Genomic DNA, 14629 nt, shown 5'->3' on the forward strand with positions numbered 1-14629 from the left:
CGCCATGATCGTCGGCATCGGCGTCGACCTGGTCGACATCCCGCGCTTCGAGCGCACGATCGAGCGCACGCCGAAGCTGCTGGAGCGTCTCTTCACGCCGCACGAGCGCGAGCTGCCGCTGCGCTCGCTCGCCGCGCGCTATGCCGCCAAGGAGGCGCTGATCAAGGCGCTCGGCGGCTCGGACGGGGTGCACTGGGACGAGATCGAGATCGCCCGCCTGGGCGACAGCCAGCCGCCGCTGTTCTCGCTGTCCGGCTCGACCGCCGCGGTCGTCGCCGCGCGCGGCATCACCACGCTGCACCTGTCGCTCTCGCACGACGCGGGCCTCGCGATCGCGTACGTCACGGCGGAGGGCGACGGCGGTCCGGCGGTGGTCGACGCGGTCGGCGCCGAATACGTCCCGGCCGACGACGAGGCCGCGCTGCTGGATGTGCCGGAGCCGATGGACCCGGAGGAGCCCCGGTGACGGGGGCCGGCACCTGGATGCGCCAGGCGCTCATCGACCTCGACGCCATCACGCACAACACCCGCACGCTGCGCGAGGTCACCGGGACCCGCGAGTTCATCGCGGTCGTCAAGGCCGACGCCTACGGGCACGGCGCGGTGCCCGCCGCGCGCGCCGCGCTCGCCGGGGGAGCGACGCGCCTCGGCGTCGCGGACGTCGACGAGGCGCTCGCCCTCCGCGCCGCCGGTGTCGACGCGCCGATCATGGCCTGGCTCCACGGGCCCGAGACGGAGTTCGCGGATGCCGTCGCCCAGGACGTGCAGCTCGGCATCTCGAGCCTGCGCCAGCTGCGCGACGCCGCTCGCGCGGCGACCGAGGGGCATCCGGCCGTCGTGCACCTGAAGCTCGAGACCGGCCTGGCCCGCAACGGCCTCGCGCCGCAGGACTGGTCGGCCGTGTTCGGCGAGGCCGCCGCGCTCGAGCGCGAGGGCGTCCTGCGGGTGGACGGCCTGTTCAGCCATCTGTCGAACACCTCGCTCGAGGACGACCGCGTGCAGCTGCGCCGCTTCGAGGTCGGCGTCGCCGCCGCGCACGGGGCCGGCCTGACCCCCAGCGTGACGCACATCGCCGCGACCGCCGCCGCCATCGACCTGCCCGAGGCGCGGCTCGACGCCGTGCGCATCGGGATCGGCCTTTACGGACTCTCGCCGTTCGAGGACCGCGACGCGGCCGACCTCGGCCTGCGCCCCGCCATGACGCTGCGCGCCCGCGTCGCGGCGGTGCGCCGCGTTCCGGATGGCCACGGCGTCTCGTACGGCTACACGCACCGCACCGACGGCGACAGCACCCTCGCGCTCGTGCCCCTCGGCTACGCCGACGGGGTGCCGCGCCAGGCCTCCGGCGCCGGGCCCGTCGTGATCCGCGGGGAGCGGTTCCGCGTGGCCGGGCGGATCGCGATGGACCAGTTCGTGGTCGACGTGGGGGATCACCCGGTCGAGGTGGGCGACGAGGTCGTGCTGTTCGGCGATCCGGCCGCCGGCGTGCCCTCGGCGACCGAGTGGGCCGACGCCGCGGGAACCATCAACTACGAGATCGTCACGCGGATCGGCGCCCGCGTGCCGCGGGTGGCGCGGTGAACAGGACGGCTCTGTGATTGCGGGCGAGCTGCTCGGGCGGCACGACATCGCGACGTCCGAGGACATGGAGGCGCTGGGGCGCCGCCTCGGCGCCGGGCTGGTCGCGGGAGATCTGATCGTGCTGACCGGGCCGCTGGGCGCGGGGAAGACCACGTTGACCCGCGGGATCGCGGAGGGGCTCGGCGTGCGCGGGCCGGTGCAGAGCCCGACGTTCGTGATCGCGCGCACGCATCCCTCGCTCGTGGGCGGAGCGCCCCTCGTGCATGCGGACGCGTACCGCCTCGACTCGGCCATGGAGCTCGACGACCTCGACGTCGACGTGGACGGCTCCGTCACGATCGTCGAGTGGGGCCGCGGCAAGGTCGACGGCCTGCGCGAGGAATGGATCGACATCGAGATCGAACGCCCCGTCGGCGCCGCCGCGGACACCGAAGACCTCGACGCCGACGCCCCGCGCGTGGTGACGATCGCGCGCGTGCGCGGCTGACGGGCGTGGCGCGGCGCGGCGCCGTGGTGGTTGAGCGACCGAGCGCGTGCGGCCGGTCGTTGAGCGGAGCGAAGCGGAGACGAAACGCCGGTAGGGGTTCGGTGCGTTTCGTCTCCGGCGCTGGCGCGCCTCCGCTCAACGACCGGCAGGGGTTCGGTGCGTTTCGTCTCCGGCGCTGGCGCGCCTCCGCTCAACGACCGGCAGGGGTTCGACGCGTTTCGTCGCCGGCGCTGGCGCGCCTCCGCTCAACGACCGGCAGGGGTTCGACGCGTTTCGTCGCCGGCGCTGGCGCGCCTCCGCTCAACGACCCGTAGGCCCCGGTCGTTGAGCGGAGCGAAGCGGAGACGAAACGGCCCAAGCGAGCCGCTCGTCCACAGGCCGCGAGTCGTGCGCCCCGACTCCGCTCTGCTTCGGCTGCCGGCGCTTGGATCGGTACGGTCCTCGCATGACGGCCTGGACCTACATCCTCCGCTGCGCGGACGGTACCTACTACGCGGGCAGCACGATCGATCTGCACAATCGCGTCGCGGCCCACAAGCAGGGGCTCGGCGCCGCCTATACGAAGCGGCGGCTTCCTGTGGAGCTCGTGTGGTCGTGTGACTTCGAAAGGGTGGAAGACGCCTTCGCGCTGGAGAAGAGCATCCAGGGCTGGAGCCATGCGAAGAGGGAGGCTTTCATCGACGGCGGCATCGCGGCGATCCGGCGCTGGAGCGACGCGCACCCTTCTCGGAGCGACCGACGGGTGACGCGCGGCAGGAGGCCGACCGGCGATGCTTAGGGCGTTTCGTCTCTGTTCGCTGGCGCTCACTCCGCTCAACGACCGGCGAGCAGCAGTGGCCGCGGGGCGTCATGTCCCGGCGTCCCGTCAGGTGGCGTCGATACCCTGGAGGGGTGATCCTCGCCATCGACACGTCGATCGGCTCGACCGTCGCCGTCGTCGAGCCGTCGGGGGTCGTGCGCGCCGAGGCGGGCAGCGAGGTCACGCTCGGTCACGCCGAGCTGATCGGCACGCTGCTGGTCCGCGCGCTCGACGAGGCCGGCATCGCGCCCGCCGACGTCACGCACGTCGCGGCGGGCATGGGCCCCGGCGCCTTCACCGGCCTGCGCATCGGGATCGCCGCCGCACGCGCGTTCGCGCTCGGCCGTGGCATCCCCGTCGTGCCCGTCGCGAGCCACGACGCGGCGGCGCTGCGGCACCTCGACACGAACCCCGCCGGGGCGTTCGCGATCGTCACCGACGCCCGTCGCCGCGAGAACGCGATCACGGTCTACGACGGCGCCGACGACCGCGGCCTTCCCCGGCGCGTCGCGGGGCCCGAGCTGCGCCCCCGCACGGCCGACCTCGGCGCCGACCCGCTGACCGCCGACGCCGACATCGTCGACACCCCCGCCATCTCGGCCGCCGCGCTCGGCCGCGTCGCCGCGCTCGCGCTCGCCGCCGGCTGGGAGCCGACGGGCGAGCTCGCCGAGACCGAGCCTCTGTACCTGCGCTCCCCGGATGTCACGATCGGCCACGCCCCGAAGAAGGTGAGCGCATGACCATCCGTCCCGCCACCCTCGACGACCTGGGCGCGATCATGGCGCTCGAACGCGCCTCGTTCCCGACCGACGCCTGGTCGGAGGCCATGATGCGCGAGGAGCTCGCCGGCCCGCACGGCCACTACCTCGTGGACGAGCTCGCCGGCCGCGTGACCGGCTACGCGGGCCTGCGGGCACTGCCCGGATCGCGCGACGCCGACGTGCAGACCATCGCGCTCGCCGAGTCGGCGCGCGGCCGCGGGCGCGGCCGCGCCCTGCTGCGCGCGCTGCTCGAGGAGGCCGAGCGTCGTCGCGTGCGCGAGGTGTTCCTGGAGGTGCGCGCGGACAACCCCGTGGCGCAGGCGCTGTACGCGTCCGAGGGGTTCGCCGAGCTCGGCCGCCGCCCCCGCTACTACCAGCCCGACGACGTCGACGCGGTCGTGATGCGCCTCGATCTCGAGGCCTGGGCCGCGGCGCGCACGCCCGACCCTGCCGAGGCGGGGGTGTGCACATGACCGGCCCCCTGATCCTGGGCATCGAGACCAGCTGCGACGAGACCGGCATCGGCATCGTCCGCGGGCGATCCCGCGCGGGCGAGCGGAACATCCTGCTCAGCAACACGATCGCCAGCAGCATGGACGAGCACGCCCGCTACGGCGGCGTCGTGCCCGAGGTGGCGGCCCGCGCGCACCTCGAGGCGCTGCAGCCCGCGATCGAGCGCGCGCTCGACGAGGCCGGCGTGACGATCTCCGAGATCGACGCGGTCGCGGTCACGAGCGGGCCCGGACTGGCCGGTGCGCTCATGGTCGGCATCGGCGCCGCGAAGGCGCTGGCCGTCTCGCTCGGCAGGCCGCTGTACGCGGTCAACCACCTCGTCGGCCACATCGCGGCGGACATCCTGGATGCGGACGCGCCTCCGCTCGAGTACCCCACCGTGGCCCTGCTGGTCTCGGGCGGGCACACGTCGCTGCTGCTCGTGCGCGACCTGACGAGCGATGTCGAGCTGCTCGGCGAGACCGTGGACGACGCGGCGGGCGAGGCGTTCGACAAGGTCGCCCGCATCCTCGGCCTGCCCTACCCGGGCGGCCCGGAGATCGACCGGGCGGCCGCCGAGGGCGACCCGAACGCCATCCGGTTCCCGCGCGGTCTGTCGCGGGCCAGCGACATGGCCGAGCACCGCTACGACTTCTCGTTCTCGGGCCTCAAGACGGCGGTCGCGCGCTGGATCGAGCAGCGCGAGGCGGCCGGCGAGCCCGTGCCGGTCGCGGATGTCGCCGCGAGCTTCCGCGAGGCGGTCGTCGACGTGCTCGTGACCAAGGCGCTCGATGCGTGCGCGCAGCACGGCGTGCCGCGCCTGCTGCTCGGCGGCGGCGTGATCGCCAACCGCCGGCTGCGCGACGTCGCGCTCGAGCGCGCCGCGGCCGCGGGCGTCACCGTGCGCATCCCGCCGCTGAGCCTGTGCACCGACAACGGCGCGATGATCGCGGCGCTCGCCGCCGAGCTGATCGCCGAGGGCCGCGCGCCCTCGACGCTCGAGTTCGGCGCCGACTCGACCCTTCCCGTCACGCAGATCCAGGTGGCGGTGGCCGACCCGGTGGCGGTGGAGTCGACGTGAACGAGCGCGCGGTCGTGCATGCTCCCGAGGCTCCCGCCCCGGAGGGCGACGTGCGGCCGGTCGGCCCGGCGCCCGAGGGCGGCGCGGTCGCGCCCTCCGCGCCGGCGCCCGCCGCGGCGCCGCGCGCCATCCGGAGCATGCGCCTCTCCCGAGGGCGGACGGCCACCTGGTCGATGACCCTGTCGACCTTCGCGCTCGTGGTGTCCTGGTTCGTGCCGTGGGCGCTGCCGCTCGGCGTGATCGGCGTCGTCCTCGCGGTGATCGCGCTCGCCGGGCGCCGCGCGAAGCGCGAGCTCGCCTGGTGGGGCCTGGGCCTCGGGCTGGGCTCGATCGTGTGCAGCGCGTTCTGGATCCTGTGGGTCGTGCGCGCGGTGCAGGAGGCCGCCGGGGCCTGATCAGGCGCGGGGGACGCGGTCCGCGAGGATCGCGGTGCGCCTGCCGTCGACGCGCGTCAGGATCAGCGTCGCCGACTGATCGCCCTTGAGGGCGAGGCGCTTGCGCAGCGCGGCGGGGTCGACGTCGACCCCGCGCTTCTTGATCTCGAGCGTGCCGATCCCGCGGGCGCGCAGCGCCTTCGCCAGCGGCTTGGGGTCGGCGGGCAGCGTCTCGCGCACACGGAACGACGCGACGAAGGGGCTCGTCGCGGCTGCGTCGCCGGTGAGGTAGGCGATGCCCTGCGCGACCGGCCCGGCGTCGAGCGCGCGGGCGACGTCGCCGATCAGACGGGCCCGGATGACCGCGCCCTCCGGCTCGTGAAGGAACGCGCCGAGCGCCCGCACCGGCTCGTCGGCCGTGTCGGCGGCCGCGGTCAGCTCGTGGGCGTCGTCGCCGCGCAGCACGAGCGCGGATCGCCGGACGCCCTCGCGCGCGAGGGCGCCGGTCCAGACGACCAGCTCCACCGTGGATCCGTCCACGCTGATCCACTGCGTCTCGGCATGCTCGGGAAGGGCGTCGCGGTCGTGGCCCGGACCGAGCTTGACGCCGGCGGGCACGCGCCCCGCGAGGTCGAACACCCAGTCCAGCGGCGGCGAATAGTCCGCGGCCGCCACGCGCGCGGTCTCGCCGTGTCCGGCCGTGCGGCGCGCCGGATCGAGCCAGACCGCGCCGACCTCGTCGAGCGGCACCTCCTCGGCCCGCGCCGCGCGCACCTCGACGCCCGCGCCCTCCGCGCGGAACGGCGCGAGGTTGTACGCGGCCAGCGCCGCCGTGACGGGGTCGGCGTCGACAGCGAGCACGCCCATCCCGAGCGCCGCGAACGCGAGCGAGTCGCCGCCGATGCCGCAGCCGAGATCCGCGACCCGCTCGATGCCCGCCTGCCGCATGCGGCGCGCGTGGTGCACCGAGACGCTCATCCGGGTGGCCTGCTCGAGGCCCGCCCGCGTGAACAGCATCCGGTCGGCGAACTCGCCGAACTTCGCAGTCGCGCGCTGCCGCAGCCGCGCCTGGCCGACCACGGCGGACACGAGCTCGGGGGAGTGGCCCGCCGCCCGCAGCCGGGACACGGTGCGCGCCACGTCGTCGGCGCTGTCGACGTCGCCGAGCGCGTCGAGCAGGGCCAGGCCCTCGCGGGTGAGGAGGGCGTCGAGCTCGGCCGAATCCATCCGCCCAGCCTACGGGCGGCTCCTACGACACAACGCAGGAGCGGAGCGGGATCTCGGGCGTGTGCGGGTCATCTCGGACGGCGACACGCCATGCAGCCGGCACAGGTCCTGCATTGTGTCGGCGACGGGCGGAAGCCGTTGGCACTCGCGTTGCGGGAGTGCCAGCATCCCTCCTACACTTGCTGTTAGCACTCTCCCCGGGAGAGTGCGAAGAGTCTTCCCGTACGAAGCACACGAAAGAAGAGGTACACCGTGTCGGTTTCCATCAAGCCGCTCGAGGACCGCATCGTCATCAAGCAGGTCGAGGCCGAGCAGACCACCGCGAGCGGTCTGGTCATCCCCGACACCGCGAAGGAGAAGCCCCAGGAGGGCGAGGTCGTCGCGGTGGGCCCCGGCCGCATCGACGACAACGGCAACCGCGTTCCGCTCGATGTCGCCGTCGGCGACCGCGTGCTGTACAGCAAGTACGGCGGCACCGAGGTGAAGTTCGGCGCTGACGAGTTCCTCGTGCTCTCGGCGCGCGACGTCCTCGCGGTCGTCGTCCGCTGATCCCAGCGACACGCCCCGAAAGGGCCCGGATGCTCGGCATCCGGGCCCTTTCGCATGCCCAAGTGGGCGGCTTCGTGACGTTTCGACTCCGCTCGCTGGCGCTCGCTCCGCTCAACGACCGGTCGTCGAGCGGACGCACCTGGCAGGAATCGGACCGCGGATGGCAGGGCGCACCGGGCCCGGCGCGCTCGCCGCGAGCGTAGGCTGAATCGGTGACCGCACCCGCCCCCTCGATCGAACGGCCCGGCCGGATCGGGACGGAGGCCGCGGGTACCCTCTACGGCCTCGGCGCGTACGTGCTGTGGGGCGTGCTGCCGCTCTACTTCGTGGTGCTCGCGCCCACCGGTCCGTGGGAGGTCGTCGCCTGGCGGGTGCTGCTGTCGCTCGTGTTCTGCGCGCTGCTGCTCACCGTGATGCGCGGCTGGGGGCGCTTCTTCGCCGTGCTGCGCAACCCGCGCCTCGCGCTGCTGATGGCGCTCGCGGGCGTGCTGATCTACGGCAACTGGCAGATCTTCGTGATCGCGACCCAGAGCGACGCCGTGATCGAGGCGAGCCTCGGATACTTCATCAACCCCATCACGACCGTGCTGCTCGCCGTGCTGGTGCTGCGAGAGCGGCTGCGGCCCCTGCAGTGGATCGCGATCGGCGTCGCGGCGGTCGCGGTGATCGTGATCGTGATCGGCTACGGCGCCGTGCCCTGGTACGCGCTGGGGCTCACGGCGACCTTCGGGGTGTACGGCCTCGTGAAGAAGCAGGTCGGCGGCTCGGTCGACGCGATCAGCGGCCTCGCGCTCGAGACGCTGTGGCTCGTGCCGGTCGCGGTCGTGCAGCTGGCGATCGTCGCGGTCACCACCGGCATCACGATGGGCGCGGCGGGCGCCGGCCACACCGTGCTCCTCCTCTGCGCCGGCGTCGTCACCGCGGTTCCGCTGCTGCTGTTCGCCGCCGGCTCGAGCCGCATCCCGCTCGCGACCATGGGCATGCTCCAGTTCGCGGGGCCCATCCTGCAGTTCATCATCGGCGCCGCCGTGCTGCATGAGCCGATGCCGACCGCGCGCTGGATCGGCTTCGGGATCGTGTGGCTCGCCTGCATCCTGCTGATGCTCGACCAGGTGCGCCATGCGCGCCGGGCGCGGCCCCTGCCGGCCGTCGCGATCGACGGCGGAGCGTAGAACGACGCCCGAGAAGGGGTCGCACGCGACATACTGCATCGCCTGCCGGCGCGGCCGGTAACGATTTGATCCCAGGGTCCGGTCTGCGCAACACGCGAAAACCCGGATGAAACAAATCGCGGGTAGATTTCCGTCCATTACCCGCGGTGTGCTGATGCACCACCAGTCCCCGAAAACCGCGGGTCCTGATGAAAGGACGGAACCTCATGGTTCGATCCCGGAAGCTGATCGGCGCACTGGCCCTCACGGGCGCCGCAGCTCTCACCCTCGCCGGCTGCGCCAGCGGCGGTGGAACCGCCGAGCCCAGCGAGTCGGCCCCGGCCGCGCCGGCCGGCGACCTCGCGCTGAAGATCGGCACGGCCCTGCCCGTGACCGGTTCGCTCGCGTTCCTCGGCCCGCCCGAGATCGCGGGTGTCGACTACGCGCAGTCGCTGATCAACGAGTACGCCGAGACCACGGGCCTCGAGCTCGAGGTCGTGCACGGCGACTCGGGCGACCTGGACAACAAGGCCTACGAGACCGAGATCCCGCGCCTGCTCAGCGAGGACCCGGCCGCGATCATCGGCGCCGCGTCGTCGGGCGTCTCGCTGCAGTTCATCGACCAGGTGACCGGCGCGGGCGTCATCCAGTTCTCGCCGGCCAACACGTCGGACGCCTTCACGACGTACGACGACAACGGCCTGTACTTCCGCACGGCGCCGTCGGACGTGCTGCAGGGCGAGGTGCACGGCAACTTCGTCGCCGAGCTCGGCTACCAGACGCTGGGCATGATCGTGCTGAACGACGCCTACGGCACCGGCCTGGCCAAGTACATCACCGAGGCGTTCGAGGGTGCGGGCGGCGAGGTCGTCGCGGCCCCGACGTTCAACCCCGGCGACACGTCGTTCGACTCGCAGATCTCGGAGGTGCTCGCCGCCGACCCCGACGCGATCACCGTGATCTCGTTCGACGAGGCGAAGACCATCCTCCCGAGCCTGCTCGAGAAGGGCTTCGCGGCCGAGGACCTGTTCCTGGTCGACGGCAACATGGCCGCGTACCCGGACTTCCCGGAGGGCCTGCTCGAGGGCGCCAAGGGCACGTACCCCGGTCCGACGCCGGAGCAGGTGCAGGAGTTCATCGACGGTCTCGACGCCTTCGTGGAGGAGTCGGGCGCCGAGCCGCTGAGCGACTACACCTACGCGCCGGAGTCGTTCGACGCGACCAACCTGATCGCGCTGGCCGCGCTGGCCGCGGGCTCGACCGACTCGGCGGCGATCGCCGAGAAGCTGATCGAGGTCTCGGGCGGCTCGGGTGACGGCGAGAAGTGCACCACCTTCGCGGAGTGCGCCGACATCATCCTGGCCGGCGGCGTCGCGGACTACGACGGAGCCTCGAGCCCCGTCACGTTCGACGAGGTCGGCGACCCGACCGAGGGCATGATCAACATCTACGAGTACGGCCCCGACAACACCTACACCCCGTACGAGGGCTGATCCCCCTCGCGCGACCCGGATCGCCCCGTCTCCCTCGAGGAGGCGGGGCGATTCCCGTTCGCGCGGTCTCGTGGACGGCGGCGGCTTCAGGGGTTTCGACTCGCGCCGGCGCGCTCGCTCGACCAGCAGGGAGCGTGCTGGGGGCCGGGCGCAAGCCCCTGCGGCTCCCGGCCCGGGGCGGCTAGCGTCGGTCGTCCAAGGGAGCGCGAGGACGGGAGCATCTCATGAAGGTCGCCATCGTCGGGGCGAGCGGCAACACCGGGACCGCGCTGCTGCACGCCCTGAGGGACGAGCCCGCGGTCGACGCGATCGTGGGCGTCGCGCGGCGGACGCCGGACAAGGCGCCGCCCTACGACGCGGCCCACTGGGAGCGGATCGACATCGCGGCGCCGGCCGTCGACCGGGCCGCGGACGAGCGGGTGATCGACCGGCTCGCCGCGGCGTTCCGGGGCGCGGACTGCGTCGTGCACCTGGCCTGGCTCATCCAGCCGAACCGGAAGCGGGAGCTGATCCGCCGCGCGAACGTGGACGGCACGCGCCGCGTGATCGAGGCGTGCCTGCGCGCCGGCGTGCGGCACCTGGTGTGCGCCTCGTCCGTGGGCGCGTACACGGGCGTGGACGACGACGACGCGCGGGACGAGTCATGGCCGACCGAGGGGATCCCCACCTCGCACTACGCGGCCGACAAGGCCGCGCAGGAGCGCCTGCTCGACGACGCCGAGGCCCGGGGCCTCGCCGTCGCGCGCCTCCGGCCCGCACTCGTCTTCGACCGCGACGCCGGGGCGGAGATCACGCGGCTGTTCGTCGGGGCCCTCCTGCCGCCCGCGCTGCTGCGCCCCGGGCGCCTGCCCGTCGTGCCGCTGCCGGCGGGCGTGCGGATGCAGGTCGTGCACGGCGCCGACCTGGCCGACGCGTACCGCCGCGTCATCGTGGGCGGCGCCACGGGCGCGTTCAACATCGCGGCCGACCCCGTGCTGCGCGGCCGGGACATCGCCGCGGTGCTCGCGCACGGGCGCCAGCTGGCGGTGCCTGCGCGCGTGCTGCGCCCGCTCCTCCACGCGGCGTGGCGGCTGCACGCCGTCGCGGCCGACCCGGGGTGGCTCGACATGGCGATGACCGTGCCGATCATGGACAGCTCGCGCGCGCGGCGCGAGCTGGGGTGGCAGCCCCGGCACGACGCGACCTCGGCCCTGCGCGAGCTGCTCACGGGGATGGCCGACGGCGCGGGCACCGCGAGCGCTCCGATGCGGCCGCGTCGCGACTGGCCGCAGGATCAGCTGCCGCCCGGCGACGTCCTCCCCGACGGGCCGGCTCAGCCGCCCGCGGACTCGCCCGCGCACCGGCTCCCCGCCACCCTGCAGCGGGACATCCTGGGGCTGTATCTCTCCGACCACCTCACGGGCGCGACCGCGGGCGTCGCCCGGTTCCGGCGGATGGCCAAGGCGTACGCGGACACCGACCTGGGCCCGGACCTCGCGCGGCTGGCCGAGGAGGTCGGCCGCGAGCGGGTCTTCCTGAAGGACCTCGTCGACACGCTCGAGGTGCCGCGGCGCCCGCATCGCCAGGCCCTCGCCTGGCTCGGCGAGAAGGCCGGCCGGCTCAAGACGAACGGGCGCCCGCTCGGGTCGCCCATGACGCCCGTGCTCGAGACCGAGCTCATGCGCGGCGCCGTCACGGGCAAGAAGGGCGCGTGGGAGACGCTGGCCGCGCTCGCGCCGGACCTCGGCCTGCCGGCGGAGACCTTCGCGGTGCTCGCGGAGCGGGCCGAGGAGCAGGCGGCCGTGCTCGGGCGGCTCCACCGTCACATCGTCCGCGAGGCGTTCGTCGCGGGGCACGTCGACTGACGAGACGATGGGAGGCCGGGGGCGAACCCCCGGCCTCCCATGGCGATGCGCGGCGTCAGGCGCCGAGCGTGCCGAGATAGAGCTGAGTGACCTTGGGGTCGTTGAGCAGCTCGCGGCCCGTGCCCGTGTAGGCGTCGCGGCCCTGGTCGAGCACGTAGCCGCGGTCGCAGATCTGCAGGCAGCGGCGCGCGTTCTGCTCGACCATGATGCAGGTCACGCCCGCCTGGTTGATCTCCGAGACGCGCAGGAACGCCTCGTCCTGACGCACGGGGGAGAGGCCCGCCGACGGCTCGTCGAGCAGCAGCACCTTCGGGTCCATCATGAGCGCGCGGCCCATGGCGACCATCTGGCGCTCGCCGCCCGAGAGGCCCGAGGCCCGCTTCTTCAGTCCGCCGCCCTTCGCGAGGTCGGGGAACAGGCCCATCACGAAGTCCACGCGCTCGGTGAACAGCTTCGGGTTCTGGTACGCGCCCATCTGCAGGTTCTCCTCGATGGTCAGCGAGGGGAACACGTTGTTGGTCTGCGGGACGAAGCCGACGCCCTTCGCGACCAGCTTGTCGGCCTTGAGGCCCGTGATGTCCTCGCCGGCGAGCGAGATGCTGCCGCCGCGGATCTTCACCTGGCCGAAGATCGCCTTCAGCAGCGTCGACTTGCCGGCGCCGTTGGGGCCGATGATGCCGATGAGCTCGCCCTGGTAGGCGGTCAGGGTCGCGCCGTTCAGGATGTTCACGCCGGGCAGGTAGCCCGCGTGAACGTCGTCGACCAGGACGACCGGGGTCTCGTCCGTGCTCACTTGTCGTCCTCCTTCTCGGCCTCGGCGGCCGCCTCGGCCTCGGCCGCCGCCTCGGCCTCGATGACCTCGGCGCCCACGGCCGCGGAGGCCTCGGCGTCGGTGGTCGGGTCGGCCTCGACGACCGGGATGCGGCCGGTCACGACGCCGAGGTCGAGCTCCTGGTGCGCGCCGAGGTACGCGTCGATCACGGCCGGGTTCTTCATGACCTCGTCGGGGGCGCCCTCGGCGACCACCTTGCCCTCGGCCATCACGACGACCCAGTCGGCGATGTGGCGGACCATGTGCATGTCGTGCTCGACGAACAGCACGGTCATGCCCTCGTCCTTCAGGTTGAGGATGTGGTCGAGCAGCGACTCGGTCAGGGCCGGGTTCACGCCGGCCATCGGCTCGTCGAGCATGACGAGCGTCGGCTGGGTCATGAGCGAGCGGGCCATCTCGAGCAGCTTCTTCTGGCCGCCCGAGAGCCCGGCCGCGAGGTCGTCGCGCTTGGCGTCGAGCTTGAACTTGACCAGCAGCTCCTCGGCGCGCGCCTCGGTGTCGGCGTCCTGCTTTCGCCACAGCGCCGGGATCAGACTGTGCCAGAAGCGCTCGCCCACGTGGTTCTGCTGACCGAGCTTCATGTTGTCCATGACGCTCAGGCGGCCCAGCGCCTTGGTGAGCTGGAACGTGCGGACCAGGCCCATCCGGGCGACCTTGTGGGCCGGGACGTGGGCGAGGTCGTGACCGTCGTACGACCAGGTGCCCGCGTTGGGCTTGTCGAAGCCCGTGAGCAGGTTGAACAGCGTGGTCTTGCCCGCGCCGTTGGGGCCGATCAAGGCGGTGATCGCGCCGCGCGGGATCTCGAGGTGCTCGACGTCCACGGCCGTGAGGCCGCCGAACGTGCGCTTGACGCCGTCCGCGACGATGATCGGGTCGACCTTCTTGACGCCGGGGGCCGCCTCGCCCACGTGCAGGCCCGTGGTCTTGGGCCGCGGCACGGATGCGGTCACCGGCTGCCGGGGAGTGTTCTCAACGGACAAAGGTCAGCTCCTTCTTGTCGCCGAGGATGCCCTGCGGCATGAAGACGACCAGCAGCATCAGCGCCACCCCGACGAGGATGAAGCGCAGCGTACCCGCCTGGACGTCGGTCATGAAGGGGATGATGTCGGCCTTGGTCAGCGCCGGCAGGAAGTTGGACAGGAACGTCTGGATCACCCAGAAGATGAGCGATCCGAGCAGCGGCCCGAACACGGTGGCCGCGCCGCCGAGCAGCAGCGCCGTCCACACGAAGAACGTCAGCGACGTGACGTAGACGCCGGGGCTCACGGCCGACGGCAGCGCGTACACGACGCCGCCCGCGGCCATGATCACGCCGCCCAGCACGAGCGACTGCATCTTGTAGGAGAAGACGTTCTTGCCGAGCGAGCGGATGGCGTCCTCGTCCTCGCGGATGCCCTTCATCACGCGGCCCCACGGGCTGCGCGTGAGCATCCACACCACGAGCGCGGCGAACGCGAGCGTCAGGATGCCCATGATGCGCACCCACCACTGCGTCTCGTTGTACGCCCACGGGCCGAAGCCGTAGGTGCCGTCCGGGATCGGGTTCGACTCGCGGAAGCTGCCGTGGTAGCCGGCGAGGCCGTCGGCGGATCCGGTGACGGCGTCGAACGTCGTCGTCAGGAACAGCAGGCGCAGCACCTCGGCGGCCGCGATGGTCGCGATGGCGAGGTAGTCGCCGCGCAGGCGCAGCGTCGGGATGCCGAGGATGAGCGCGAACACGGCCGCGGCCGCGAGGCCGACGAGCGCCGCGAGCCACCACGGGAAGCCGAACGTGAGGATCGAGATCGCGTAGCCGTACGCGCCGAGCGCCATGAAGCCCGCGACGCCCATGTTCAGCAGGCCGCCGTAGCCGAAGTGCATGGCGAGGCCGAGCGCCGCGAGGGCGTAGCCCATGGTGGCGGGGCTGAGGATCGATGACAGCGTGTTGTCGAAGATCTGGGACCAGTTCATGAGCGGCA

Annotated in this window: 16 protein-coding genes; 12 read left to right on the forward strand and 4 right to left on the reverse strand. The window is 72.9% G+C overall.

Annotation, left to right across the window (positions count from 1 at the left end; all coding sequences use genetic code 11):
- Window positions 1–4: 4 nt before the first annotated feature.
- The 8 genes from ACYVGN_RS12870 (at window position 5) to ACYVGN_RS12905 (ending at window position 5596) form a co-directional block, all read left to right on the forward strand.
- Window positions 5–466, forward strand: coding sequence for a holo-ACP synthase (locus ACYVGN_RS12870; protein WP_460791225.1), 462 nt, complete (start codon window positions 5–7; stop codon window positions 464–466).
- Window positions 467–483: 17 nt separating this feature from the next.
- Window positions 484–1581 (forward strand): alanine racemase, encoded by a 1098-nt coding sequence (alr, locus tag ACYVGN_RS12875; RefSeq protein ID WP_460791333.1) that lies wholly within the window; start codon window positions 484–486, stop codon window positions 1579–1581.
- Between the two features lie 64 nt (window positions 1582–1645).
- On the forward strand, window positions 1646–2068 hold the full coding sequence (gene tsaE / locus ACYVGN_RS12880) for a tRNA (adenosine(37)-N6)-threonylcarbamoyltransferase complex ATPase subunit type 1 TsaE (RefSeq protein WP_460791335.1): 423 nt from the start codon (window positions 1646–1648) through the stop codon (window positions 2066–2068).
- 445 nt (window positions 2069–2513) lie between these two features.
- Window positions 2514–2846, forward strand: coding sequence for a GIY-YIG nuclease family protein (locus ACYVGN_RS12885; protein ID WP_460791226.1), 333 nt, complete (start codon window positions 2514–2516; stop codon window positions 2844–2846).
- A 113-nt stretch (window positions 2847–2959) separates the two neighbouring features.
- Window positions 2960–3607, forward strand: a complete 648-nt coding sequence (tsaB, locus tag ACYVGN_RS12890) for a tRNA (adenosine(37)-N6)-threonylcarbamoyltransferase complex dimerization subunit type 1 TsaB (RefSeq protein ID WP_460791228.1) — start codon at window positions 2960–2962, stop codon at window positions 3605–3607.
- Entirely contained in the window at window positions 3604–4101 is a 498-nt protein-coding gene (rimI, locus tag ACYVGN_RS12895) for a ribosomal protein S18-alanine N-acetyltransferase (protein ID WP_460791229.1), read from the forward strand. The genes tsaB and rimI overlap by 4 nt, the downstream gene beginning before the upstream one ends.
- The gene (tsaD, locus tag ACYVGN_RS12900; RefSeq protein ID WP_460791231.1) at window positions 4098–5201 is read left to right on the forward strand and encodes a tRNA (adenosine(37)-N6)-threonylcarbamoyltransferase complex transferase subunit TsaD; all 1104 of its coding nucleotides are present in this window, start codon (window positions 4098–4100) and stop codon (window positions 5199–5201) included. Before rimI ends, tsaD begins: the two co-directional genes overlap by 4 nt.
- Window positions 5198–5596, forward strand: coding sequence for a hypothetical protein (locus ACYVGN_RS12905; RefSeq protein ID WP_460791232.1), 399 nt, complete (start codon window positions 5198–5200; stop codon window positions 5594–5596). The genes tsaD and ACYVGN_RS12905 overlap by 4 nt, the downstream gene beginning before the upstream one ends.
- On the opposite strand, the gene ACYVGN_RS12910 is transcribed toward ACYVGN_RS12905, so the two are convergent.
- Window positions 5597–6802, reverse strand: a complete 1206-nt coding sequence (locus tag ACYVGN_RS12910; protein ID WP_460791233.1) for a class I SAM-dependent methyltransferase — start codon at window positions 6800–6802, stop codon at window positions 5597–5599.
- A 252-nt stretch (window positions 6803–7054) separates the two neighbouring features.
- Between ACYVGN_RS12910 and groES the strand changes: the two genes are divergently transcribed.
- The 4 genes from groES to ACYVGN_RS12930 all read left to right on the forward strand — a co-directional run bounded on the left by groES (window position 7055) and on the right by ACYVGN_RS12930 (window position 11839).
- On the forward strand, window positions 7055–7351 hold the full coding sequence (gene groES, locus ACYVGN_RS12915) for a co-chaperone GroES (protein ID WP_017203655.1): 297 nt from the start codon (window positions 7055–7057) through the stop codon (window positions 7349–7351).
- A gap of 212 nt (window positions 7352–7563) precedes the next feature.
- Window positions 7564–8523 carry an EamA family transporter RarD gene (rarD, locus tag ACYVGN_RS12920; RefSeq protein WP_460791235.1) on the forward strand — a complete coding sequence of 320 codons (960 nt, stop codon included), beginning with the start codon at window positions 7564–7566 and terminating at the stop codon, window positions 8521–8523.
- Between the two features lie 206 nt (window positions 8524–8729).
- On the forward strand, window positions 8730–9995 hold the full coding sequence (locus ACYVGN_RS12925) for an ABC transporter substrate-binding protein (protein ID WP_460791237.1): 1266 nt from the start codon (window positions 8730–8732) through the stop codon (window positions 9993–9995).
- A gap of 224 nt (window positions 9996–10219) precedes the next feature.
- Entirely contained in the window at window positions 10220–11839 is a 1620-nt protein-coding gene (locus ACYVGN_RS12930; RefSeq protein WP_460791239.1) for an NAD-dependent epimerase/dehydratase family protein, read from the forward strand.
- Window positions 11840–11894: 55 nt separating this feature from the next.
- Here the strand turns inward: ACYVGN_RS12930 and ACYVGN_RS12935 are convergent, their stop codons facing one another.
- The 3 genes from ACYVGN_RS12935 to ACYVGN_RS12945 are packed head-to-tail and all read right to left on the reverse strand — an operon-like array spanning window position 11895 to window position 14621.
- Window positions 11895–12632, reverse strand: coding sequence for an ABC transporter ATP-binding protein (locus ACYVGN_RS12935; RefSeq protein WP_460791241.1), 738 nt, complete (start codon window positions 12630–12632; stop codon window positions 11895–11897).
- Window positions 12629–13621 (reverse strand): ABC transporter ATP-binding protein, encoded by a 993-nt coding sequence (locus tag ACYVGN_RS12940; protein WP_055992309.1) that lies wholly within the window; start codon window positions 13619–13621, stop codon window positions 12629–12631. Before ACYVGN_RS12940 ends, ACYVGN_RS12935 begins: the two co-directional genes overlap by 4 nt.
- Window positions 13622–13640: 19 nt before the next feature.
- Window positions 13641–14621, reverse strand: a complete 981-nt coding sequence (locus ACYVGN_RS12945; RefSeq protein WP_055992523.1) for a branched-chain amino acid ABC transporter permease — start codon at window positions 14619–14621, stop codon at window positions 13641–13643.
- Between the last annotated feature and the right edge of the window lie 8 nt (window positions 14622–14629).

The sequence above is a fragment of the Microbacterium lacusdiani genome, assembly GCF_054779895.1.